Below are 23,205 nucleotides of genomic sequence, written 5' to 3' on the forward strand. Positions count from 1 at the left end.
GGGGCGAGGGTCACCCGGCCTGTTCCCGGAGGTCCGCTCCAGTAGCCGGAGCGGGCATGCGCCACACCACGACCGCACCGATCACGAGCCCGACGGCGGCCAGCAGGGTGGCAGTCAGGAACGGATCGAAGGAGTGCAGGGCGGGAGCAAACCCGATCCCGACGCAGATCGCGACCCCGGTCGCACCGCCCAGCTGGTCGGCCGCGCGCTGGACGCCCGACGCGATCCCGGCGTCATTCTCGGTGACGCCGCTGACCGCGAGGTATTGCAAGCCCACGATGCCGAATCCCATCCCGGCCGAGATCAGGAGCATGGCCGGGATCATCGCCACCCCACCTGCATGCAGGGACGAGACGAGTGCGATCGCGGCCATCGCGGCAGCGGTGAACCCGACGCCGGCCAAGACACACGCGCGTGCTCCCACCGGCTCAGCAGACGCGGTACGAGCATGGAGAACACGACCAGCGAGACCGCCAGAGGCAGCATCGTCAGTCCCGCGCCCATCGGACCGATGCCCAACCGGTCCTGCAGATAGAAGGTGAACAGCAGAAACGACGTCGACAATCCCCCGCTCAGCAGCATCGTGGTCAGGTTGGCTGCCACACGCGTGCGGTTGGCGAAGAAGCGCAGCGGCAGCAGCGGGTTGCGTGAGCGTGCCTCGACACGCACGAACCCGATCCCGGCGGCGACCGACCCGGCCAGCGCCCCCGAAACTACCCATGCGGACGTGGCGGGTTCACCGGCCTCGACCACACCGAAGATGAACAGCAGCGGGCAGGCGGTCAGCAGCAGCGCGCTGGGAAGGTCCAGCGGCGGGACGTCCTCGGCCACTGGCCGGTCACTCTCGACAAGGAAGACGGCCGCCAGCAGCACGATCAGGATGAACGGAACCGAGACCAGGAAGATCCACCGCCAGCCCAGGTGGGCCGTGATGAGGCCGGACAGGACGAAGCCGAGCACGAGGCCGCAGCTGGCCACTGCTGCCCACACACTCAGAGCCCGCGACCGGCGCGGGCCTTCGGGGAACGTCAGGACGATGATGGCCATCGCGGCGGGCAGCGCAATGGCCTCACCGGCACCCTGCAGCAGGCGCGCGATCACCAACAGAGCAAAACTGGGTGCCAGGCCTGCCAGTAGGGAAGCGGCGCCGAACAGGCCGGTGCCGAGCAGCAGCACGCGCCGCCGCCCGAACAGGTCGCCCAGTCGGCCACCGAGCATCAGCATCCCGCCACCGGTGACTGTGTACCCGACCACGACCCAGGTCAGAGCATGCCCGCCGACGTCGAAGCCGGCGCCGATCGAGGGGAGGGCGATGTTGACCACCGTCACGTCAACCGCGATGAAGAACTGCAGCATGGACATCGTGCACAACACCAGCCATGCGCGTGCAGAGGACGGGCTGCTGCGCCCGTGTGAAGAAGAAATGTGTGGGAACAAAGGTGCTCCATTGCTCAGAGGAAACTCTGAGCAGCACGAACGTGCCGCTCCGGTCAGATCACGAAGCGGCCGGACGTCCAGGGATGTGAGTAGAACGCCCCGCCGCTAGCGGGACGTCCTGGTCACTGCGGCACAAGCGGCCGCGCACGAAGCAGCAGACATGCCGCCAACGCTACCTCAGGTCTCGGTCACCCGGTACCGAGAGACGCAGCTTGCGCTCGCGCCCAGCGGTAGTCGGCCTTGCCGACGGGACTCCGCTGGATCGCTTCGGTGAAGATCACCGACTTCGGAAGTTTGTATCGTGCAACCGACTTCGCGGCGTGTTCGATCAGTTCGTCGGCCGTTGCTGCATGGTCAGGGAGAAGCTGGACGATCGCGACGACCGCCTCGCCCCACGTGTCGCTCGGACGTCCGGCGACGAGAACGTCGGCGACGGCGGGGTGCGAGCTGATCGCCATTTCCACTTCTTCGACGAAGATCTTCTCGCCACCGGAGTTGATGGTCACCGAGTCGCGGCCGAGCAGGTGGATCGATCCGTCGTCGAGTCGTTGCGCTCGATCGCCCGGCAGGACGAATCGCTCGCCCCCGACGACGGGGAAGGTTGCGGCGGTCTTCTTTGCGTCACCCTTGTAGCCGAGCGGGACGTGTCCGCGTTGCGCGAGCCAACCCAGGTCGTGGTGCCCCGGTTCGGCGAGTCCGTCGAGGTCCTCGGTGAGGACGCATGTGTTCGACCCGGGAGTGAATCGACCGGTCGAGACGGAGCCTGCGCTGGAGACATGCGTCATCTGCGTTCCGGTCTCGGAGGAACCGGCCCCGTCGATCACCACCGCCTTGGGGACGAGGTCCAGAAGTCGCTGCTTGACCGTGGGCGACAGGATCGCACCACCGTTGGCCAGGATCGACAGCGACGACAGGTCGGCATCGGTCTTCTCGAACTCGGCGGCGAGGGGTCGCGCGATGGCGTCGCCGACCATCATCAACGCGGTGGGGCGTTCGGCCTCGATCGTCTGTGCCACTGCCTCCGGATCCAATCGGTCGACCACAGGGGAGAACACCAGGGTCTGTCCGGTGAGGATGCCGGTCAGTGACGCCCACTGAGCCGCGCCGTGGATCAAGGGGGGAAGCACGAACATCGTGAATCCGGCATTGTCGGCCGCGGTCGACGCCACTTGGTCGGGAGAGGTGATGCACTCCCCGGTGTACACGTTCCGGCCGCCGCAGGAGGCCATGTAGATATCGTGTTGACGCCACAGCACGCCCTTGGGCATACCGGTGGTGCCGCCGGTGTAGAGAATGTAGAGATCGTCCGGTGACTGTGCGGCAGGCGCTGGGGCCGGGGAGGTTTCGGCCAGTACGGTTTCGTAGTCGACAGCACCGGGGAGCAGAGGGTTGCCCGAGTCGTCGGCGATCTGGATCAGCACCTCGATGTGGGGAAGCGCTGGTAGCACCTGTGCCAGTTGCGGTGCGAACGCCGCGTGGTAGACGATCGCGCTCGCTTCCGCATCGGAGAGAAGATATTCGAGCTCCTTCTCCACATAGCGGTAGTTGACGTTGAACGGTGCGACGCGGGCGCGGAAAGCGCCGAGCATCGACTCGAGGTATTCGTTGCCGTTGTACGCGTAGATGCCGAGGGTGTCCTGGCCGATCTCGTGTCCGTCGAGCCCGTCGCGTTCGGTACGGGCACCGAGCCCACGAGATGTCAGATAAGCGGCGAGCCGGCGAGAACGATCGGCCAGCATGGCCTGCGTGATCCGCCGGTCGCGGAAGACGACGACTTCTCTGTCCGGAATGGACGACGCGACAGCGTCCACGAGTTCCGGGATCGTGAACTCCCTGGTGACTGCCGCGGGCCGGGCGGTGAGATCGGTCAAGGTGACTCCTGTGGGATCAGCTAACCCGTCACATGAACTATTCGACAAACTGTAATGTATACGGCAACTCTTGCGATAGGGTTCGGGTCTGGCAATGTGCAGTCGAACGGGGGATGACGATGAGCATGGTCGAGAACGTCGGCGTCACCACACTGAACGAACCGGACGGGGAGTTGTCGCGCATCCTCGTGCTGCAGCGGAGAGCGTTTCTCGCCGATGGTTTTCCCTCCGCGGAGAGGCGACGTCACCGCATCGACCGACTTGTCGCGCTCATGCTCGACAACGCCGATGCGCTCGTCGACGCCCTGGTGTCGGACTTCGGTAGTAAGTCTCGGATCGGCACGATGTCGATGGAATTCGTCGGCATCATCGACGCGATCGAGCACACCCGTGCGCACGTGGCGAAGTGGATGAGAACGACGCCGCTGATGCGCGCGGGCAGACTCGCAGGGTTGCGGGCCGAAGTGGTGCCGTCGCCACTCGGGGTGGTTGGGATCATCGGGCCCTGGAACTTCCCGCTGCATCTGGTGATCATGCCCGCGGCAGCAGCGTTTGCGGCGGGAAGTCGGGTGATGATCAAGATGTCGGAAATCACCCCTGCGACATCGGACCTGTTCGCCTCCCTCGCTCAGAAGTATTTCGACGAGGCGGAACTGGCGGTCGTGACCGGCGGAGCCGACGTGGGTGCCGCATTCTCGGCTCTCCCGCTCGACCATCTCTTCTTCACCGGTTCGCCAGGTGTCGGGAAGCGAATCCAGGCTGCGGCGGCGCAGAACCTGGTGCCCGTCACGCTCGAACTCGGTGGAAAGAATCCGGTCGTGGTGGGGCCACGCGCTGGCATCGAACGCGCGGCCGAACGCGTGGCTCTGGGGCGGATGGTCAACGGCGGCCAGGTCTGCATCTGTCCCGACTACGTGATGGTGCACGAGAGCGAGGCCGAAAGATTTTCCGCGGCAGTATTGTCCACGTGGCGTAAGAGATTCCCCGCTATGATCGCCAACCTGGAATATCCCTCGTGTGTCAATGCCGCGAACTACGACCGAGTGGTGGGCTTGATCGACGACGCACGCTCCCGCGGTGCGCACGTGCAGTCGGTCGTGCCGGGTGGTGAGCTGCTCCCTGATCCGGAGACGCGAAAGGTTCCCCCGACTCTGGTCTCGGATGTCTCCGACGACATGCGCATCGCGCACGAGGAGATCTTTGGTCCGGTACTCATGCTCCTCACCTATCGCGATCTTTCCGAGGTTGTCGACTACGTGAATGCGCGCCCTTCACCGCTTATCGCCTACTGGTTCGGGCCGGACGACGACGACTTCCGCCGGTTCGTTCGCAGTACCCGCACCGGTGGGGTTGCGCGAAACGAGTTCGGAATTCACATGCTTCCGGCGTCTGCCCCGTTCGGCGGAGTCGGGAACAGCGGCATGGGCGCTTATCATGGCAAGGCGGGTTTCGACACGTTCAGCCATCGCCGATCCGTCGTGGGCACCGATCTTCCGTTCATGCTTGCGACGTCGAGTGCTGTCCCGCCGTTCGGGCGGGTACCCCGCCTGATCGTCGATCTGACGATGCGGCGCGCTCGCCGACGGACCGCCCGCCGCCTGCGGGATTAGATACTGTATAGACAACAGTAAGTGTGTGGCCTAGTGTTCGACGTGAGGAAATCTGCGCGCCCGCCGTGTGCCGAAACTTCGACCGGAGGTGAACGACGATGACCGTCGTGCCCGAGAAAGCAACCCGCAGCGACGAAGTCGTGTACAACCGGCCTGTCGATTGCGACAATCACTACTACGAGAAGATCGACGCCTTCACCCGGTACCTCGACCCCGCTTTCAAGGATCGCGGTGTCGAAGTGATCAAGCGCGGCAAACACACCGAATTGCTCGCCGGGGGAAAACTTCTCGAGTTCGTTCCGAATCCGACATTCGACCCGGTGATCGTCCCGGGCGCTCTGGATCTGTTGTTCCGGGGACAGATTCCGAAGGGAGTCGATCCACGAAGCCTGATGAAGGTCGAGCCGCTCAACCCCGCGTACCAGGATCACGACGTCCGACTCGAGATGATCGAGCAGCAGGAGATGTCGGGGGTGATCCTCCTTCCGACACTTGCGTGTGGAGTCGAAGAGGCACTCAAAGAAGACATCCCGGCCACGATGGCGAGTGTCACGGCATTCAACACGTGGTTGGACGAGGACTGGGGATACAACTACAAGGGCCGCATCTTCTCGGCGCCGATGCTGGCGCTGGCCGACCCGGATGAAGCGGTCGCAGAGATCGACCGACTCCTCGAACGCGACGTCAAGCTGGTCTACATCCGTCCCGCGCCCGTACCAGCCGGGCACGGGACCTCCAGATCGCTCGGCGACATGAGGTACGACACGGTGTGGGCGAAGCTGGAGGAATCAGGCATCCCGGTTGCGTTCCATCTCAGCGACAGCGGATACAACGGCTCGATCGCACGTGCCTGGGGTGCACCGGCACGATTCGTGCCCTTCAGGACGTCGAACCCGCTCGCGAACATCGTCGTCTCCGATCGTGCGATCCACGACACGATGGCGAGTCTGATCCTCGGCGGCGTGTTCACGCGTCACCCGAAGTTACGTGTCGCCAGCATCGAGAACGGTTCGGACTGGGTGCAATTGCTGGTCAAACGACTGAAGAAGCAGGCGAATCAGACGCCATGGGCATTCGCCGAGCCGCCCGTCGACACGATCCGCCGGCACCTGTGGGTGGCGCCGTACTACGAGGACGACGTCCGCGCGCTGGCCGACCTCGTCGGATCCGATCGCGTCCTGTTCGGCTCCGACTGGCCACATGGCGAAGGCCTCGAGAAGCCGACGGATTTCGTCAAGGAACTCGGCGACTTCGACGAGGGTGAGAAAGACCGGATCATGCGCACCAACGTGCTGGATTACCTGGGGATCCCTCCCGGTTGCTGAATGCCGCATGGGTGCACTCGTCTCACCAGGCGAGTGCACCCACGCGAATCCCGTGTCCGCAGACGTCTACTTTGCGCGCGACGAGCGCGTCGTGGCCTTCTTTGCCTTGCTTTTCGCTGCGGGCTCCTCCTGCTCGAGGAGGCGGCTGGTGTATTCGAGGATGCAATTGAGCCCGTACTCGAAGTTGTAGTCGTCCGGTACGCCGCCCACTCGCCCCCGACCTGCAGCTTCCGCGAGAAGCGGGGTGCTCTCCGGCGTGACGACCAGGTTCTCGTAGTACGCCTGCGACGTCGGGTCGTATTTCTTGCCGCGTTCCTGCAGTCGCGCGAGCACGACCGAACCCCGGACGTGCAGCTGAACGGCGGAGTATGCGTCGAAGGCGTCGTCGAGCGACAGACCGCCCTTGACGAGGTCGTCGATGATGTGCTCGATCTCGCGTGCGCCGAGGGTGGCGTTCTTGGGGCTGAGCGACGACCTGATCAGGATCAGGTCGCACAGGATCGGGTTTGCCAGGAATGCGCGCCGCGCCGCGTGTGCGTGGTTGTAGAGGCGTTCGCGCCAGTCCGAGCCGGAATCGCCCATCACGGCCTCGACCTGCATCTGCGCGAGGGCGCGATCCGTCATCGCGTTGAGCAGTTCGTCCTTCTTGCGGAAGTACCAGTAGATGCTCGTGACACCGACGCCGAGGTGTTTGGCGAGTTGCGGCATGCTCAGGTTGTCGACCGGGACGTCCTCGGCGAGTTCGAACGCGCCGGCGATGATGTCCTCGGGATTGATGGATCCGCGCTCACGACGTTCGCGCTTCTGAGGCTCTTCTTTACGCGCCATTGCTCTCCGACTTCCGTCCACAGTTCATCCGTCAGGACGGCAGCACAGGCGTGAAGCGGCCCGTGCGGTGGTACGGACTGCCGGTGGCACTGAGTGCTGCCGACCATTTCGGCTCACTGTAGCGCATACGGGAACGTTGCCGGGATGTGCCGTCACTCGATGATGCTGAGTGCAGCGGACGGGCAATTGCTCACCGCGGTACGCAGATCGGCTTCGCTGCATCTCACCGCAGCGGCGTCGTCGATGACGACGTACCCTCCGTCACCGACCTCGAAAACATCGGGTGCGGTCGCTTCACACAGGCCGTGGCCCACACACCTGTCACCATCGACAACAACGCGCATCGTCTCGCTCCTTGCTCGGCTACTCGGATCCGGCAACTGGTGCTCGGAAGTCAATAGGCCATGAAGAGGATCTCGTCCCGGCTGTAATCATGGTCGGGATGACGTTCGCCGAGATGGTGCCGGACCTTATCGACGAGGTCGTCCTCGTCGGTGCCGCGTAGGTATTCGCCGCACGGGCAAGTCAATCGCTTCTTCATGATGTTCCTTCCATAGTGGTCGAATGGGTTTGGCGGGCAAGCAGGTCGCGAAGTCGGGCCGCGTCGACCTTCCCTGTGCCACCACGCGGAATTCTCTCGTCGGACTCGAGCACGAGCCATACCGTGGGGACCTTGAACGAACTCAGCAGTTCTTTTGCTGCCGAGCGTAGTTCGACAGGGTCGAATGCGCGTGAGCAGATCACCGCGGCGCTCACCCGTGGTCCCGCATCGCCGTCGACTTGCGTGACGAAGGCGTTCTCGACTCCGTCGATCGTCTTCAACGCCGCCTGCACCTCGCTCGGATACACGGTGGCTCCGTTGACCTTGAACATGTCGTCGATCCGACCCCGATGGAAGAGGAACCCTGCGTCGTCGAGATACCCGAGATCGCCTGTGGGGTAGAAACCGTCGGGTGTGAACACGTCTTCCCGGCTGCGGCCGCAGATGCCTTGCATGACATGGGGTCCCCGAACCTCGATCTGGCCTTCCATGCCGCAAGAGAGTGGGCTGCCCGTCTCGATATCGGTGATGCGGACTTCCATGCCGTCGAACGGGGTGCCGCAGCTTCCCCAGGATTCCCGAGGCATCGGAGTGTCCAACCGGTAGCCCGAGTACGGCCCGAATGTCTCGGTCATGCCGAACAGGTTCGCGCGCGAGCCCGGTTCGCCGCGCTCCGCGGCAGGCATCAGCGCGGGGAGGCTGCCCGGCTGCAGCGACGACAGGTCGACGTCCGTCGACCCGGACCTGCGTGCCAGTGCTTCGGCCTGGTCGGGCCAGCCGCGGAACAACGTCACTTTCTCGGCTTCGAGGAGTTGCAGCGTCGTGTCGGGCGCCGGGATTTCCTCGGTGACCAGGGTGGCGCCCGCGATCAGGGCCGACAGGATTCCCGCACCGAAACCCCCGACCCAGAAGAACGGCATCGGCAGGTAGAGCCGGCTGTCGGAGGTGATGCACCGCGCGGCCAGACCGGAGGCAACGGCCGCCAGCGCGCCGCCGTGCGAGTGCAGGACGCCCTTCGGCGGTCCGCTGCTGCCCGACGTGAAGATGATGACCATGGTGTCGGACGGTGACACGGCGTCTTCCAGCGCGGCGGCAACCGCTCGAGTCCGGGCAGTGGGCTCCGCACCGGTTACTTCCTCGACGCCCCAGGTTCTTCGCAGGGACGGCAGGCCGGGGTGGAGAATGTCGCCTGGTTCGAGTACGGGTTCGCCGATCGTGGTTGCCAGAGCATCGAGGTATCGGTGCCCCCGAAATTCGTCGACGCTGATGAGATGACCGATCGACGCAGCGTGGATCTGTGCGCGGAGTTCGGTGCCCGAAAGCAAGGTGCTCAGCGGAACGAGCACCGCACCGATCCGGGTGATCGCCACGGTGATCTGCACCCACCCGGTGTTGTTCGGCATGATCAGCCCCACCCGGGTGCCTGCGGTGACTCCGCCGTCGACGAGCGTCGCGGCGATGCGGCGGCTGGATGCGTCGAGCTCGCGGTAGCCGACTCGGGTGGCGGGGTCGACGACCATGTCCTTCGTCGGCGTCGCGTCCGCTCGTGCGCGGATCAGTGCCGCCATGGTGGTCGGAGACGGAAGGTCGGAAGGCTTGTTCAGCCTGCTCCGGACGGCCCCCAGATCCGCCTTGCCGGACGGCGTGCGAGGGATGGAGTCGACGACGGCGATCTCGGTCGGGATTTCGTAGCGAGCGAGGCGCGTGGACAGGTAATCGGCCAGCTCGGCGGGCGTGACACGTGCATCGGCGCGACATTCGACCATCCCCACGGGTGTTTCACCCAATCGATCATCAGGACGTCCGACCACTGCGGCGTTCTCCACCGCCGGATGGGTTTCGAGAGCCACCCGGATGTCGTCGGGCATGATCTTGAATCCGCCCCGGATGATCGCCTGGTCGGAGCGACCGTGGATCCAGACGAACCCGTCGGCGTCGATCCGCGCAAGATCAGTGGTCCGCATCCAGCCCGCCATCGGCCCACGCTGCGCGGGCTTGACCTCGAGGAGACCGACCGTATCGGTGTCGACCTCGTGCCCGGACTCGTCGACTACGCGGAGTAGCGAACCCGGCTCGGCGCGCCCCACACTGCCCCGTTTACTGGACCAGTACTTGCGGTGGTCGGCGAGATTCCATCCGGCGACACCACCGCCGAATTCTGTTGCAGCATAAGATGTGAGAACCGGAATGCCGAACTTGTCGGTGAACGCGTCGGCGTCTTCGGCCGAGAGTGGTGCGGTGCCGGAGGTGACAACGCGCAGACTCGAGAGGTCGTCGCGGGTCAGATCGGAGTGCAGCACCATGCGGAGCGCCGTCGGCACCAGGGATGCGGCGAGGGGACGGTGACGCCGGATCGCATCGACCCATGCGGCGAGTTCGAAACGCGGCAGTAGGGCGAATGGCCGCGCGGCGACGATGCACTGCAGCGTCCGGTACACCCCACCGACATGGACGAGAGGTGCATTGACGATCGCGACACCGGAGCTGAGGCGGTCGGGCGGGGTGTCGTCTCCGGCGGGCCCCAGGACGCTGTGGGCGAGCATGTCGTAGGTGAGTTCGACGCGTTTGGGCGGCCCGGTGGTCCCGCTGGTCAGCATCAGGACCGCGGTTCCGGGGCGGTTGTCGGACGGCATCGACCGATCGGTGGCAGCGACCACCTCGGGTTCGTCGGCGACGTCCGCAACGGTGACGGTGGTCGTGCCAGGTGGCCGTCCGACGAGGGTGTCGAGGTCGTCGGATTCTCCGATGACGACGGGCAGGTGCAGCGCCGCGACGTCGTCGCGTGTGCGTTCGTCGCCGCGGGACGGGTTGACGACGACGAGGCACCGTCCGGAGAGCAGCACGCCGAGCAGGACGGCGACGTGCACGGGGCGGTTGCGGAGCAACACACCGATTCCGGTTCCGTGGTCCGGCCCGTACTGCCGGCAGATCGTGTTGATGCGATCGGCGTAACGCGCGATCTCCGCCCAGGTGGTCCAGACGCCTTCGTACTCGAGTGCACCGTCGTCGGGAGCGAGGCCGAACACCGCTTCGATCCGGTGTGCGAGGCGGTGGTCGGTGACGGCTTCGGTGAGCACGCTGCGGGTCGTCATCGGATCCTCGGTGGTGTCGTGTCGCGGGCCGGCCCGGTGAGTTCGTTCTTCGCGATCGGGTTGCCGAGTCGTGTGTAGATCAGGCCCTGGTCCATTGCGGCTCGATAGGGTTTGTCGAGGGATTCCCAGATCGCCTTCACCGTTCCCTGGATTGCAGTCGGCGGTTTCGCGGCCATTCCTGCGGCGATCTCGTGTGCGCGTGTCCAGAGTTGTTCGCGCGAAGTGATTTCGGTGACGAGTCCGATGCGGAGGGCGGTGTCGGCCCCCACACGTTCGTCGTTGCCCATGAGTGCGATTCGCAGAGTCTCGGCGAGGCCTACCCGGCGCATCAACCCGACGGGTTCGAGGGCACAGACCAGGCCGGCCGAGACGTGCGAATCGAAGAACGTCGCGTCCTCGGAGCAGATCACCACATCGGATTCGTTGACGAAATACAGTGCGCCCGCCGTGCACATTCCTTGGACCGCGCACACCACGGGCTTCCACATCTTCTGCCACTTGGGGCTCAGAAGCTCGCCGGGATCCTCGTGGTTCCAGACGTTGTCGGGTTGACCGTAGGCGGATTTGATGTCGAGGCCGGCGCTGAAGGCGCGGTCGCCTGCGGCACGAAGCACCACCGCGTGCACCCGCTCGTCGTATTTGACGATGTGCCAGGCATCCCGTATCTCGTTGCACATCGTCCGATCGAACGAGTTCAACCGCTCCGGCCGATTCAGAGTGATCGTGGCGATGTGGTCGTCGGCATCGACGTCGAGGAGGATCGTCTTGAAAGTCGTCGGTGGTGCCATTGCGGGTCTCCGGTTCTCGCTCATGTCGATTGTCGATCAGCGGCCGCGGAACTCAGGTTCGGTCCGCTCCTGGAACGCGCGCAGACCCTCTTTGAAATCGTCGGTACGACAAGCTAATTCCAGGGAGTAGAGCTCCTGGTTCATGGCGTCGGTCAACGAGGTCGCGTCACTGCGGTTGATCGCCTGCTTCGCGAGACCGAGTGCAACGGTGGGGCCGGATGCGAGCCGATCAAGCAGCGTGTTCGTGGCGGCATCGAGATCGGTCCCGGGTGTGGAGCGGTAGATCAGGCCCCAGTCGCATGCTTCGGGTGCTCCGACCTTCTCGCCGAGCATCAGCATCTGCTTTGCCCGCGCCGTCCCTGCGAGTCGGGGGACGAGCCAGGTGGCGCCGGAGTCGGGGCTGAATCCGCGCGTGATGAACGGCTCCCAGAACACGGCGTCGTCGGCGGCGACCGTGAAGTCGGCGGCGAATGCGAGGTTGCAGCCGAGGCCGACGGCCCACCCGCGGACCGTGCAGACGACGGGAAGGTGGAGGTCGTGGACCAACTCGACGATGCGATGAGCCTGATGAGGGACGCGGCGTACCAGATTTCCGGCACGCGGCCGCGATGCATCCGTGCGGTTCGTCGCGACCCAGTCGGCACCGCCGCAGAAGTTCTCACCGGCGCCCGTGATGTGCACTGCGCGAAGCGAATCATCGTATGCCGCATCGGTGAGTTCGCGGATGAGCGTCTGGACCATCGCGGAGCTCAGCGAGTTGAGTGCCTCGGTGCGGTCGAGGGTGAGCCGCAGGATCGATCCGTCGCGCTCGACACGTACTTCTCCGGACCGTCCGGGCGAACCGTCGTCGTTGCCCACCGTGGTGATCACCCCTCGCGACCTATACTGTGATGTATACGGTATGTAGTACCGTTGCGTTCTACACAAGTTAGCAAGGAACCCGGGCCGACGGAACCGGGTCGGCCGAAAGAGGCGCGATGACCCGCAACGAGGTGGAACCGACGTCCCGCGCCGAAGGGCGCTATGTTCCGGGGCGGTTCGGCGAGGCGTCGCTGCCGCAGACGCAACATGCTGCGACATCGCTTCGTAGACTCGCCGGGCTGCTGCTCTCGCTCGAGCACGAACACGACGTGGTCGACGAGATCCTCACCCGCTTCGCGGAGTGGGAGAAGGTCCTGGCGGCAGCCGTGCCCGCCAACTCCAGGCTCCGGCGCGCAGACGACACGAGTGGCGAGAAGCGCATCTACCTCGACCATGCCATCGACATCGGCGCATTCAACCCGGCCTTCCCCGAGTACGAACTCCGCACGTTCGACGCCGATACTGCGTCGGGCACGGTGAACTTCCCCGTGGTGTACGAGGGGCCACCGGGGCTCGTACACGGTGGCTTTCTCGCCGTGTTCTTCGATTGCGTCATCCAGCACCACAATTGCGAGGTCGGCATCGCGGGGAAGACGCGTCTGCTCAGCATCCGCTATCGACGGCCTACCCCATTGCTCACGACGCTGGACTTCGATGTAGTCCGACGGACGACCGAGCGTGGCCTCGTTTCCGAAGCACGCCTCATGCGGGACGGCGAAGTGCTCTGTATCGCTGAGCTCGATTCGGTGGCGAAGCAGATCGACCAGCTGGAGACCACGGCATTCGGACATCGCAGATGACGCCACTCTCGGCTGTATCCCGCCGCAGGAAAACACCATTCGGAAGGGTATGTAGATGACCGAGGCCAGTGCATCCGACGGCAGGGTGTTGTTCGATATCGATCGCGATACCCGAATCGCGACCGTCACCCTGAACAACCCGTCGCAGCGGAACTCTTACGATCAGGCGATGCGCGACGAGCTCGCGCGATATTTGGACATCGTGGTCGACGACGACGACATCACCGTCGTACTGCTGCGGGGAGCGGAAGGCGTATTCAGCACCGGGGCCAACATGAACAACGCCTACGGGTGGTACGGCGAGGGCCGCAACGGTAGCGGTGACAATCCGGCACCGGACAAGCGCCGACCGAGCCAGCGGCGCCGATTGACCGTGGACCGCAAGACCTTCGGGTTCTACCATGAGTTCCTGGGGTTTCCGAAGGTCACCGTAGGCGAGATCAGCGGATTCGCGCTGGGTGGCGGGTTCGAGATGGCCCTGATGACGGACATCTCCGTCATTGCACGCGACGCACGAATCGGCATGCCCGCGACCCGTTTCCTCGGTCCGGCGCTCGGAAGTCTCCACATGTTCTTCCACCGGCTGGGTCCGGTCCTGGCCCGGCAGTTGCTCCTCACCGGCGACATCGTCACCGCCGAGTCCGTCGAGCACCGCGGTGTGTTCACCGAAACCTGCGAGCCCGCACACGTGACGGCCCGCGCCCGATACTGGGCCGAAAAGGCCGCGAAGATGCCGGCCGATGGAGTCGTCATCGCCAAGGAAGCATTCCGACTGGTCGAACAGAGTCAGGCGTACCAAGGCGAAGAGGTCGCGAGCTACCTCTTTCATGCATTCGGAACCAATCTCCAGTTCTCACCCGGCGAGTTCAATTTCGTGAAGACACGTGCACAGCACGGGACGAAGAACGCGTTCCGCCTTCGCGACGAGCATTTCCACGTCGCCGAGCCGGACCTGACGTGAGTTCCCCACAGGAGGATGCAGTGACCCATACGAAGCTCGACTTCGACCCGTTCTCGCAGGAGTTCTTCGACGGTCCGTACGACATCTACGCCAGGATGCGCGAGGAAGCGCCTGTCTATTACAGCGAGGAATACGACTTCTATGCGCTGAGTCGCTACGAGGACGTCGCTCCGGCGTACCGGGATTTCGAAACCTATTCGTCGGCACGGGGACTCGATCTGGCCACCGTGCGCAAGGGCGAGATCTCCTCGTTCAAGTCGATCATCGTCCTCGACCCGCCAGAGCACCGGCACATGCGACGACTCGTGAGCAAGGTGTTCACACCTCGTGCGATCAACGACCTGCGCGAGATGGTCGACGCGCAGATCGTGCGATTTCTCGACAGTGTGGATCCCGCGGGTTTCGATATGGTTCAGGACTTCTCGGCATACTTCCCGATGGAGATCATCTCGGAGATGCTCGGTGTTCCAACGGAATACCGGACTCAGCTGCGACTGTGGACGGATAGCTCGCTGCATCGCGAGATCGGGCAGATCGAGATGAGTGAGGCCGGAACCGATGCGGTCGTCGACGCGATGCGGTTCTACTACGGTCTCGTCAAAGAGCGTCGGGCGAATCCCCAGGACGACATGATCTCCAAGCTCATCGAGGCCGAGATCGAACGCGACGACGATCAACCGCCGAAGCTGACCACGATGGAGATCGCGATGTTCGCGTCGCTGCTCGGCGGCGCCGGCGCCGAGACGGTCGCCAAGCTGGTCGGTGGAGCGCCGGTGACCTTCGCGCGATACCCGGATCAGTGGACCAAGCTGCGCGAGGACCGCTCGCTGATTCCGGATGCGGTCGAAGAACTGCTGCGTTTCGAATCCCCGAATCAGTACAACGTGCGGTACTCCATGCGCGACGTCGAGTTGCACGGCGTCACCATTCCTGCAGGCAAGCCGGTATTCCTGCTGCTGGGGTCGGCGAATCGGGATCCGGCGGCGTTCGAGGACGCAGACGTCTTCGATATCGAGCGTGATCGTTCGGGTCCGCAGAGTCTGGCCTTCGGCCTGGGGATCCACAGTTGTCTAGGGGCAGCGCTCGCGCGGATGGAAAGTGCACTTGCCCTCGGGCATCTACTCGAATTCATGCCCGAGTTCGAGGTCGATTTCGACAACTGCCAGCGTGTGAGCATGCAGAACGTCGCGGGTTACGACAGCGTGCCGGTCAGGGTTCGTGCTCGGCTGCAGTGACGCCGGGCGACAATCACATCACAAATAGACAGAAACAACGTTCCAGAAAAGTTGTTTCTGTCTATTTGTGCCGCGGTGTTCGATCGCGTTTATGTGGAGACAACGGTCGCCCCCGCGGTCCCCGGCGCGCCGTAAAGCAGGGCGAACCCCGCACTCGGGCTCCCCGGCACCTGCCGTGGCCCCGCGTCTCCGCGCAACTGAAGCACGAGTTCGTGGAGTTGCCGTAGCCCGGAGGCTCCGATCGGCTCGCCATTGGCGATCAAACCGCCGTCGGTGTTGACGGGAAGGCTGCCGCCGATCTCGGTGGCGCCGTCTGCGATGAGCTTCTCTTGGTCACCGTCGGCACAGAAACCTGCCTCCGCCATGTGGATCACCTCGGCGCCTGCGTCGGTGTCCTGGAGTTGGACGACGTCGATGTCCTGGGGTGAGATGCCGGCGGCCTCGAACGCGGCGCGCGACGCGAATGCCGACGGTGACGGGACTTCGTCGACCGGCGCGTAGGTGGTGTTGACCTCGTAGGCTCCGTACGTGCGTGTGCGCACCTCGACCGAACGGACATAGACCGGCTTCGACGTGAAGCGGTGAGCGATGTCTGCCCGGCACATGATGACCGCAGCCGCGCCTTCGTCCGGGGCGCAGAACATGTAGTGGGTCAGGGGGTAGTTGAGCATGGGGGAGTCGAGGATCTGCTGCTCCGAGATGGGCTTGCGCCTGAACGCATTCGGATTGTTCACGCCGTTCCGGTAGTTCTTCGCGGCGACCTTCGCCAAGGTCCGGACGGAGATGTCGTGATCGTGCAGGTAGCGGTTTGCCTTCATTCCGAAAAACTGCGTGGTGAGGTACTGGCCGTTCTCTCCGTACCAGGAGGGCATTCCGACCAGTGTCGGATCCACGGTGAATGCGCCGCGAGGGTGCTTGTCGAGACCGATGGCGATACCGACGTCGTACTTGCCGAGCCTGATTGCATCCGCGCATGCCTCGGTTGCGCTTGCGGCCGTGGCGCAGGCGTTGAACACGTTGGTGAACGGTATTCCGGTGAGCCCCATCAGGCCTACGATCGCGTCGGGATTCGCGATCTCCCAGCTGCCTCCGACGGCGAACTGGATGTCGTTCCATTCGAGGCCGGCATCGGCGAGCGCGGCGCGGATGGCGTCGGTGCCCATCTGCATCGCCGTCTTGTCGAACCGGCCGAAGGGATGCATGCCCACGCCGATGATCGCTACCTCATTCATTCGATGCCCCCTTCGGATCGACCGGCCGAAATGCGAAAGTGAGGACTTCGTCGCCCTTCTCGTCGTGACCGAGCGGGATCATCGTCAACTCGACATCCATGCCGAACTCCAGGTTCGACGGACTGTTCTCCGTGAGGCGCCCCTCCACTCGGACCACGTCGCCCAACTGCACGAGGCCGACGCCGAACGGTACGAACGTCTCGGGGGTTTCGTCCCCGAGATACGGCGCGCCGGGGAGGAAGCCCTGCGTGGTCCAGGCGACGAGGGTTCCGGTGCGAGGGAGCGCGACGTCGGTCATCTGTTCGCGGCTGCACCGAGGGCACAGCGGCTGCACTGGGAAGACCGTCGCCTCGCAGTGGTCGCATGTACTTGCGAGGAGGTGCGGCCGGGCGTCGGGCCAGGTCGATAATTCTGGGGCGATAGCTCTCTGCATGGATCGTCCTCAGGTCGTCGGGACTGGGAAGAGACTTGTCCGGGACACTCTCAACTCTTGCGGTAGATCATACCGATAGGTATACAGTAGTAGCGGTTATCACGCGAGAGGCCACGCAGTCGTCCGAACGGAGATCATATGCCGCGCAAAGTCATCGACTGCCTGCTCAACGTCCACTTCGGGGAGGCGGACTCGCAACCGAAATGGATGACATCGGTCCGCGACAACTACTTCAAGGGACCCAAGTCGATGTTCGATCCCGTCGACATGTCGGAGCTGCTCGACGAGATGGACGAGATGGGCGTGCAGAAGGCCATCCTGATGGACTCCATCGCGACACCCCGGCTCACCGCGCGGAAATTCGCCGAAGCCCACCCGGAACGGTTCTCCCTAGCAATGGGCGTCGGGCCCTTGTTCCGCCCGATGAAGATGGTGCGGGAACTCGCCGCAATCACGCACGACCTGCCGGTCCGCTACGCGGCGATCGGCCCCAGCTTCTGGGGCGACGGCGACTATCCGCCGAGTCACGCCCTGTACTACCCGCTGTACACGAAATGCGCCGAAATGGGCCTGCCGCTGTGCATGAACACCGGCATCCCCGGTCCGGCGCTCCCCGGCGAAGTGCAGAATCCGCTCCACCTCGACAAGGTGTGCGTGCGCTTCCCGGAACTGAAACTCTGCATGATGCACGGAGCGGATCCGTGGTGGGACGTCGCGATCCGAATGTTGCTCCGGTTCCCGAATTTGCGGCTCATGACGTCGGCGTGGTCGCCGAAACGACTGCCAGAAAGCTTGTTGCACTTCATGCGCACGCGCGGACAGAACAAAGTGATCTTCGCGTCTGACTGGCCGGTGCTCACGCAGCGCCGCATCGTCCCCGAAGCAACGTCGCTCGAGCTGCCCGAGACTGCGCTCGACAATTTCCTGTTCGGCAATGCCGAGGAGTTCTTCTTCGGCGACCGGCAGCCCCTCAGCTGATCTCCAGACGACAACTCGAGGAGTAGAGATGGATCGGTACGAGCTGCGGCGCGAGGATTACAGCCTGAGCGAAGACCAACTGGATCTGCAGAACGCGTACGCGAAATTCTTCGAAACCCACTGCACGATCGAGACTGTGCACGCCAACGAGGCCGACGGATTCGACCGTGCCCTGTGGGAGAGGCTCTGCGCGACCGGCGCGACGACGATGGCTCTTCCGGAAGAAGCCGGCGGCGACGGAGCGACGCTGGTCGATCTGACCCTTGTCGCCGAGGAAGTGGGCAGATATCTGGCTCCGGTCCCGTGGATTGATCATGTCTGTGCTGCAAGGCTTCTCGCTCGGTTGGACATCGATGAACTCGGTGTGATCGCGTCGGGTAAGCGCATCGTCGGACTCGATCCGCACCTCGGTGACCGGACGGGCCGACGGCTGATCCCCACCGCATCGACCGCCGACGACCTCATCGTGCGCGACGGAGACGACGTAGTGCTCCTCACGTTCGACCGGGCCCCGGAGCGCGTCGAAAACCTCGGGAAGCTGCCGATGGCGTGGGTCGACCCCGCCGACGCACCGCACCGGACGGTTCTGGCGAGTGGCCCCACCGCCATCGCAGAGTGGGGCCGCGCTCTCGACGAATGGCGCCTGCTGACCGCGTCGGCCCTGGTGGGTCTTGTGGAACAGACGATGCGCATCGCCGCCGAATTCGCGAAGACCCGGTACACGCTGGGCGTTCCTATCTCCTCGCTGCAGGGCATCTCGCATCCGCTGGCGAACATGGCCGTCGTCGTGGAAGGCGGACGAGCACTGGCACGTAAGGCCGCCTGGTTCCTGGAGAACGAGCCGGACGTTCGGCCGGAACTGCCGGGTGCGGTCTTCGTCTTCATGGCGGAAGATGCGCCGCGGGCCGCGACGATGGCCGTTCAGGTCCAGGGTGGTCTGGGGGTGTCGACGGAGGCTGCGGCGAGTTCGTATCTGGTACGGGCGCGCGGGTGGCCGCTGGCCGGCGGCGACCTGTCCGACACCACGCGACACGTGGCTCGGGTGGTGGCACAGAAGCGGTCCGCGAGTGCCGATGCGGCGCTGGCTGCGGTATAGAGGAGACGAACATGGATTTCTCACGAGTGGAACTGGCCGCAGACGAACAGGCGTTCCTTGACGAGATTCGTACGTTTCTCGACAAGCACGTCACCGACGAAGTGCGCAGACGTGATCGAGAGACCGGCGACAACTTCGACGAGGGCGTCCACCTCGCGATGGGAGAGGCCGGGTACCTCGAACGTGAGTACCGCAAGCCGGAGGACGGCGGCTTCTCCCGCGTCGAGAGCCGCATCTGGGCCCTCGAACGTCGACGTGTGCACGCCCCATGGGTGACGTGGGGAACCACCATTCTGGTCTCACATTCCGTCGAGGCATACGGTTCCCCGGAGTTACGTGCCGAAGTGATGCCCGGAGTGTTCAGCGGCCACGTGCGCATGTGCCTCGGATACACCGAGCCCGACGGCGGTTCGGATATCGCGACGTCCAAGACCAAAGCGGTGCGCGACGGCGACGACTGGGTGATCAACGGTGCCAAGATGTTCACGACCGGCGCGCACAACTGCCGGTACGTCTTTCTCATCACCAACACCGATTCGAACGCGGAGCGGAAACACAAGAGCCTGACCATGTTCCTCGTTCCGCTCGATACTGCTGGTATCGAGATCCAGGGCCTGCGGACGGTGGATGGCGACCGCACCAACATCGTCTACTACAACGATGTGCGCATCTCCGACAAGTACCGGCTCGGGGACGTCAACGGAGGGTGGGCGGTGTTGCGCGGGCCGCTCGATGCGGAGCACGGGGTCGTCGACGCGGCCACCGACGGTCTCGACGACATCGCGATCCTCCAGCACCAGGGCATGTTCATGGGCACGGCGGTCGACAAGGTCGCGGCCATCGTGGGGCGGCCGGGGAACGACGGGCAGAGGCGAATCGACGACGGTGCCGTTGCCGACCGCCTGGGCAGGGCCGTCGCCCGGATCGAGATGGCGCTCAGTACGCCCAACATGTACGGCCGTGTCGCGATCGCACAGACGATGCGCGACGTCGCACCCGAACTCATGGACATCCTGGGATCCGCGTCTGTGCTGCCGACAGATGCCGATGGGGCGATCGACGAGGGAGCGAGCGAGTACCTGTATCGGTGGGCGCCGCTGTGCGGAATCTACGGCGGCACACTGGAAGTGTTTCGCAACATGATCGCGCAGTATGTGCTCGGCTTGGGTCGACCGGTGTACGCGCCGGTCAAGAGCTGAAGGCCCGGCTACGGCACAACGCCGGCGCGGCCGATGCGGCCACGCCGGCGTTCTACTGTCGGTTTACAGGACGGCTCCGGCGACCTTCGCCGCGATGATGTCGTCCCAGGTCATCCCCAACTCTTCGAGGATCTGGTCGGTGTGTTCGCCGTGTTCGGGTGAGCGTCCTGGTTTCGCGGGGGTCTCGTCGAACTGGATCGGGGCTGCGACCGTCTTGAATACTTCACCGTCCTCATCGGCGACGCTCATCAAATAGCCGTTGGCGACGGCCTGCTGGTCGTCGAGCACCTCGGCAGGGGTCGCGAGCGGCGCCCACACACCTGGCTCGTCGGCGAGGATTTTCTGCCACTCGGCAAGATCGCGGTCGGCGAAGATCGCCCGCAGAATGGTTGTCGCTTCGTCTTTGTTGGCGACGAGATTGGCGAGTGGGGTGAATCGTTCGTCGACTGCGAGTTCGGGATGCCCGATCCGTTCGCAGAATCCGTGCCAGAAGCGGTCGGCCTGCAGGAACACGAGTTGGAGCCACCGGCCGTCGCGGGTCTTGTAGCGATTCACCACAGGATTCGGAGCTTCCCCCTGGGAGTAGGCCGGAATGCGGTCGATTCCGTAGTAGTCGGCCGCGCAGATGTCAGGTGCCACGGCCCACATTCCTTGGGCAAGAAGCGATCCGTCGACCGTGCGTGCCACTCCGGTCCGTTCCCGATGGAAGAGTGCTGCGACGATGCCGCCAGCGAGGGTGCTGCCGCCCTGCAGGTCGCCGAATGCGGGGCCCTGCGCGAACGGAAACTCCTGACCGTCCGGTGTGAGTGCATAGGCAACGCCTGCGCGTGCCGTGTACCCGGAGGCGTCGAACCCGCCCTTGTCGCGGTCGGGGCCGAGCGGGCCCTGGCCGCTTCCGCGCGCGATGATCACGTTCGGGTTGAACGAACGGAGGGTCTCGACCGAGAGATCGGCGCGTTCGAGCGCGCCGGGGAGCCAGTTGGTCAGGAGGACATCGGCCTTCGCGATGAGCTTGGCGAAGATCTCGCGCCCCTCCGGTGTCTTGATGTCGATTGCGATGCTGCGTTTTCCGTGGTTTCCGATCTCCATCATGAAGTTGGCCTTCACCCGGGATTCCGCGGGATCGAGACCGCCGACCGTCAGGTAGCGGCATGGGTCGCCGCCCCGGGTGTCTTCGATCTTGATGACGTCGGCGCCCCAGTCGCGGAGTACGACGCCGGCGCTCGGCACGTACGTCCAGGAGGCGAGTTCCACCACAGTGACACCGTTGAGGAGATCGGACATCGACGTTCCCTTCTCGCAAAGTCGGGCTGTACAGCTTCCCGGAAGATTACTGTATAGATTACAGTTAGTCATCCGGTTCCGGTTGAGGAGGATGCATGAGTGAGGTCGACAGCCCCGAGATCACGAGCGTGGAATTGGGGCGGCGCGTCGCGCAGCGGGCGGAGACCCGATTGCTCATCGACGGAGTGCTGACCGAGGCGACGAACGGTGCGACGTATCGAAATCTCAGTCCCGCCACCGGACTCGTACTCGGCGACGCCGCCGCGGCGACCGCACACGACATGAACCGAGCGATCGGCGCGGCACGTCGCGCATTCGATGAGACCTCATGGTCGACCGACCGCGCCCTGCGACGGCGCTGCCTCGAGCAACTCCAGACCGCGATCGAGGCAGAGAAGGAAGACCTGCGAGACGAACTCGTGGCCGAGGTCGGATGCCCGGTGATGGCCACGGCCGATGCGCAACTGGACTGGCCGCTGTCGGAATCCCTCCGCTACCCGGCAGCGTTGATCGATGAGTTCGAATGGGAGCGGATCCTCGACGGCGGGGGTCTGTTCGGGCAGCGAAACATCCGCACCGTGGTCAAGGAAGCGGTGGGGGTGGTTGCGGCGATCACGCCGTCGAACTATCCGATCGAGGTGATCCTCAACAAGATGGGCCCGGCTCTCGCCGCAGGAAATACCGTGGTTCTCAAACCGGATCCGAACACGCCGTGGAACGCGGCACGCCTCGGCAGGCTCGTCGCAGAAAAGACCGACATCCCAGCCGGGGTGTTCAACGTGGTGACCACCCCCGACAACGACGTTGCAGGTCTGCTCGCCGACGACCCGCGCGTCGACCTCCTTTCCTTCACTGGATCCACCGCGGTCGGCCGCGCCTTGATGCGCCGAGCAGCCGACACGATGAAGCGGACGTTCCTGGAACTCGGGGGAAAATCGGCTCTCATCGTCACCGACGGCGCCGACCTGTCGAAGGCGATCATGGCGACGATCGGCGCGTGCTCCCATGCGGGTCAGGCTTGCGCGGTCAACACCCGAATCCTCGTGCACGAGTCGCTGTTCGATGATCTGTCGGCCGGAGCGGCCGAGGCATACCGGCAGCTTCCGGTCGGCGACCCGGCGGCAGCAGGGACATTCGTCGGCCCACTCATCAGCGACGCCCAGAAACAGAAGGTGCTCAGCATGCTCGAGCAGGCGCGCATCGACGGTGCGCAGTTCCTCGTCGGTGGAGGCGAGGTGGACGGCCTGGACGAGCATCTGCGCGGCGGCCACTTTGTGGCGCCGACCCTTGTGAAAGGCGTCGACAACAGCGAGGCTATCGCGCAGGACGAGATCTTCGGGCCGGTCGCAATCCTGATTCCCTTCGCCACCGACGACGAGGCGATCAGGCTCGCCAACGACAGTCCGTTCGGCCTTGCCGGTGCAGTCATGACGGACTCGTTCGAACGAGGCGAGGCCATCGCACGTCGCGTGCGCACCGGCGCAATCGGTATCAACGGTGGCATGTTCTACGGCGCCGACGCACCTTTCGGTGGCTTCAAGAACAGCGGTATCGGGAGGCAGTGCGGGATAGAAGGTTTCGAACAGTACCTCGAAACCAAGACCCTCGCCGCGCGGGTTCCCCGACGTGCATGA

21 protein-coding genes and 1 pseudogene are annotated in these 23,205 nt (G+C 64.4%); 9 read left to right on the plus strand and 13 right to left on the minus strand.

Annotated elements, in window-relative coordinates:
* Positions 1–10: 10 nt before the first annotated feature.
* From ACZ46K_RS06280 to ACZ46K_RS06290, 3 genes are all read right to left on the minus strand, one after another.
* On the minus strand, positions 11–373 hold the full coding sequence (locus tag ACZ46K_RS06280; protein WP_464747227.1) for a hypothetical protein: 363 nt from the start codon (positions 371–373) through the stop codon (positions 11–13).
* Positions 322–1,362, minus strand: a complete 1,041-nt coding sequence (locus ACZ46K_RS06285) for an MFS transporter (protein ID WP_464747228.1) — start codon at positions 1,360–1,362, stop codon at positions 322–324. Before ACZ46K_RS06285 ends, ACZ46K_RS06280 begins: the two co-directional genes overlap by 52 nt.
* Positions 1,363–1,625: 263 nt before the next feature.
* Positions 1,626–3,308 carry an acyl-CoA synthetase gene (locus tag ACZ46K_RS06290; RefSeq protein ID WP_464747229.1) on the minus strand — a complete coding sequence of 561 codons (1,683 nt, stop codon included), beginning with the start codon at positions 3,306–3,308 and terminating at the stop codon, positions 1,626–1,628.
* Positions 3,309–3,427: 119 nt separating this feature from the next.
* Between ACZ46K_RS06290 and ACZ46K_RS06295 the strand changes: the two genes are divergently transcribed.
* Positions 3,428–4,918, plus strand: coding sequence for an aldehyde dehydrogenase family protein (locus ACZ46K_RS06295; RefSeq protein ID WP_464747230.1), 1,491 nt, complete (start codon positions 3,428–3,430; stop codon positions 4,916–4,918).
* A gap of 98 nt (positions 4,919–5,016) precedes the next feature.
* On the plus strand, positions 5,017–6,243 hold the full coding sequence (locus tag ACZ46K_RS06300) for an amidohydrolase family protein (protein WP_054810186.1): 1,227 nt from the start codon (positions 5,017–5,019) through the stop codon (positions 6,241–6,243).
* Between the two features lie 66 nt (positions 6,244–6,309).
* Here the strand turns inward: ACZ46K_RS06300 and ACZ46K_RS06305 are convergent, their stop codons facing one another.
* From ACZ46K_RS06305 to ACZ46K_RS06335, 7 genes and pseudogenes are all read right to left on the minus strand, one after another.
* Entirely contained in the window at positions 6,310–7,071 is a 762-nt protein-coding gene (locus ACZ46K_RS06305; protein ID WP_464747231.1) for a TetR/AcrR family transcriptional regulator, read from the minus strand.
* Between the two features lie 152 nt (positions 7,072–7,223).
* Positions 7,224–7,415: a ferredoxin gene (locus ACZ46K_RS06310; protein ID WP_054805019.1), complete on the minus strand. Its 192-nt coding sequence runs from the start codon at positions 7,413–7,415 to the stop codon at positions 7,224–7,226.
* Between the two features lie 50 nt (positions 7,416–7,465).
* Positions 7,466–7,612, minus strand: a complete 147-nt coding sequence (locus ACZ46K_RS06315) for a DUF1059 domain-containing protein (RefSeq protein WP_463368383.1) — start codon at positions 7,610–7,612, stop codon at positions 7,466–7,468.
* Positions 7,609–9,180 carry a class I adenylate-forming enzyme family protein gene (locus ACZ46K_RS06320; RefSeq protein WP_464749249.1) on the minus strand — a complete coding sequence of 524 codons (1,572 nt, stop codon included), beginning with the start codon at positions 9,178–9,180 and terminating at the stop codon, positions 7,609–7,611. Before ACZ46K_RS06320 ends, ACZ46K_RS06315 begins: the two co-directional genes overlap by 4 nt.
* 42 nt (positions 9,181–9,222) lie before the next feature.
* A pseudogene (locus ACZ46K_RS06325) lies at positions 9,223–10,704 on the minus strand (class I adenylate-forming enzyme family protein); the annotation flags it as partial.
* Complete coding sequence (locus ACZ46K_RS06330; protein WP_054809642.1) at positions 10,701–11,492, minus strand: enoyl-CoA hydratase/isomerase family protein; 792 nt, start codon at positions 11,490–11,492, stop codon at positions 10,701–10,703. The pseudogene ACZ46K_RS06325 and the gene ACZ46K_RS06330, both read right to left, overlap by 4 nt.
* 36 nt (positions 11,493–11,528) lie before the next feature.
* On the minus strand, positions 11,529–12,350 hold the full coding sequence (locus tag ACZ46K_RS06335; protein WP_054809650.1) for an enoyl-CoA hydratase/isomerase family protein: 822 nt from the start codon (positions 12,348–12,350) through the stop codon (positions 11,529–11,531).
* 119 nt (positions 12,351–12,469) lie between these two features.
* Between ACZ46K_RS06335 and ACZ46K_RS06340 the strand changes: the two genes are divergently transcribed.
* Genes ACZ46K_RS06340 through ACZ46K_RS06350 form a run of 3 tightly spaced genes read left to right on the plus strand, consistent with a single transcriptional unit; the run spans position 12,470 to position 15,349 of the window.
* On the plus strand, positions 12,470–13,153 hold the full coding sequence (locus ACZ46K_RS06340) for a hypothetical protein (RefSeq protein ID WP_054805021.1): 684 nt from the start codon (positions 12,470–12,472) through the stop codon (positions 13,151–13,153).
* Between the two features lie 55 nt (positions 13,154–13,208).
* On the plus strand, positions 13,209–14,114 hold the full coding sequence (locus ACZ46K_RS06345; RefSeq protein ID WP_054809643.1) for an enoyl-CoA hydratase/isomerase family protein: 906 nt from the start codon (positions 13,209–13,211) through the stop codon (positions 14,112–14,114).
* 20 nt (positions 14,115–14,134) lie between these two features.
* Positions 14,135–15,349, plus strand: coding sequence for a cytochrome P450 (locus tag ACZ46K_RS06350; protein ID WP_464747232.1), 1,215 nt, complete (start codon positions 14,135–14,137; stop codon positions 15,347–15,349).
* An 89-nt stretch (positions 15,350–15,438) separates the two neighbouring features.
* Here the strand turns inward: ACZ46K_RS06350 and ACZ46K_RS06355 are convergent, their stop codons facing one another.
* Both ACZ46K_RS06355 and ACZ46K_RS06360 read right to left on the minus strand, forming a co-directional pair.
* Positions 15,439–16,581: a thiolase family protein gene (locus tag ACZ46K_RS06355; protein WP_464747234.1), complete on the minus strand. Its 1,143-nt coding sequence runs from the start codon at positions 16,579–16,581 to the stop codon at positions 15,439–15,441.
* A complete protein-coding gene (locus ACZ46K_RS06360; RefSeq protein ID WP_054713033.1) occupies positions 16,574–17,014 on the minus strand; it encodes a Zn-ribbon domain-containing OB-fold protein in 441 nt (146 codons plus the stop codon). Before ACZ46K_RS06360 ends, ACZ46K_RS06355 begins: the two co-directional genes overlap by 8 nt.
* A gap of 138 nt (positions 17,015–17,152) precedes the next feature.
* On the opposite strand from ACZ46K_RS06360, the gene ACZ46K_RS06365 reads away from it, so the two are divergent.
* From ACZ46K_RS06365 to ACZ46K_RS06375, 3 genes are read left to right on the plus strand one after another with little or no spacing between them, the layout of a single operon-like run.
* The gene (locus tag ACZ46K_RS06365) at positions 17,153–17,992 is read left to right on the plus strand and encodes an amidohydrolase family protein (RefSeq protein WP_054713034.1); all 840 of its coding nucleotides are present in this window, start codon (positions 17,153–17,155) and stop codon (positions 17,990–17,992) included.
* A 28-nt stretch (positions 17,993–18,020) separates the two neighbouring features.
* A complete protein-coding gene (locus tag ACZ46K_RS06370; RefSeq protein WP_464747236.1) occupies positions 18,021–19,088 on the plus strand; it encodes an acyl-CoA dehydrogenase family protein in 1,068 nt (355 codons plus the stop codon).
* Between the two features lie 11 nt (positions 19,089–19,099).
* Positions 19,100–20,287, plus strand: a complete 1,188-nt coding sequence (locus ACZ46K_RS06375; protein WP_054805022.1) for an acyl-CoA dehydrogenase family protein — start codon at positions 19,100–19,102, stop codon at positions 20,285–20,287.
* A gap of 63 nt (positions 20,288–20,350) precedes the next feature.
* On the opposite strand, the gene ACZ46K_RS06380 is transcribed toward ACZ46K_RS06375, so the two are convergent.
* Complete coding sequence (locus tag ACZ46K_RS06380) at positions 20,351–21,571, minus strand: CaiB/BaiF CoA transferase family protein (RefSeq protein WP_054809644.1); 1,221 nt, start codon at positions 21,569–21,571, stop codon at positions 20,351–20,353.
* A gap of 95 nt (positions 21,572–21,666) precedes the next feature.
* Here ACZ46K_RS06380 and ACZ46K_RS06385 point away from each other — a divergent pair, with 95 nt between their 5' ends.
* A complete protein-coding gene (locus ACZ46K_RS06385) occupies positions 21,667–23,205 on the plus strand; it encodes an aldehyde dehydrogenase family protein (protein ID WP_054809645.1) in 1,539 nt (512 codons plus the stop codon).

Source organism: Rhodococcus sp. JCM 9793 (assembly GCF_055380405.1).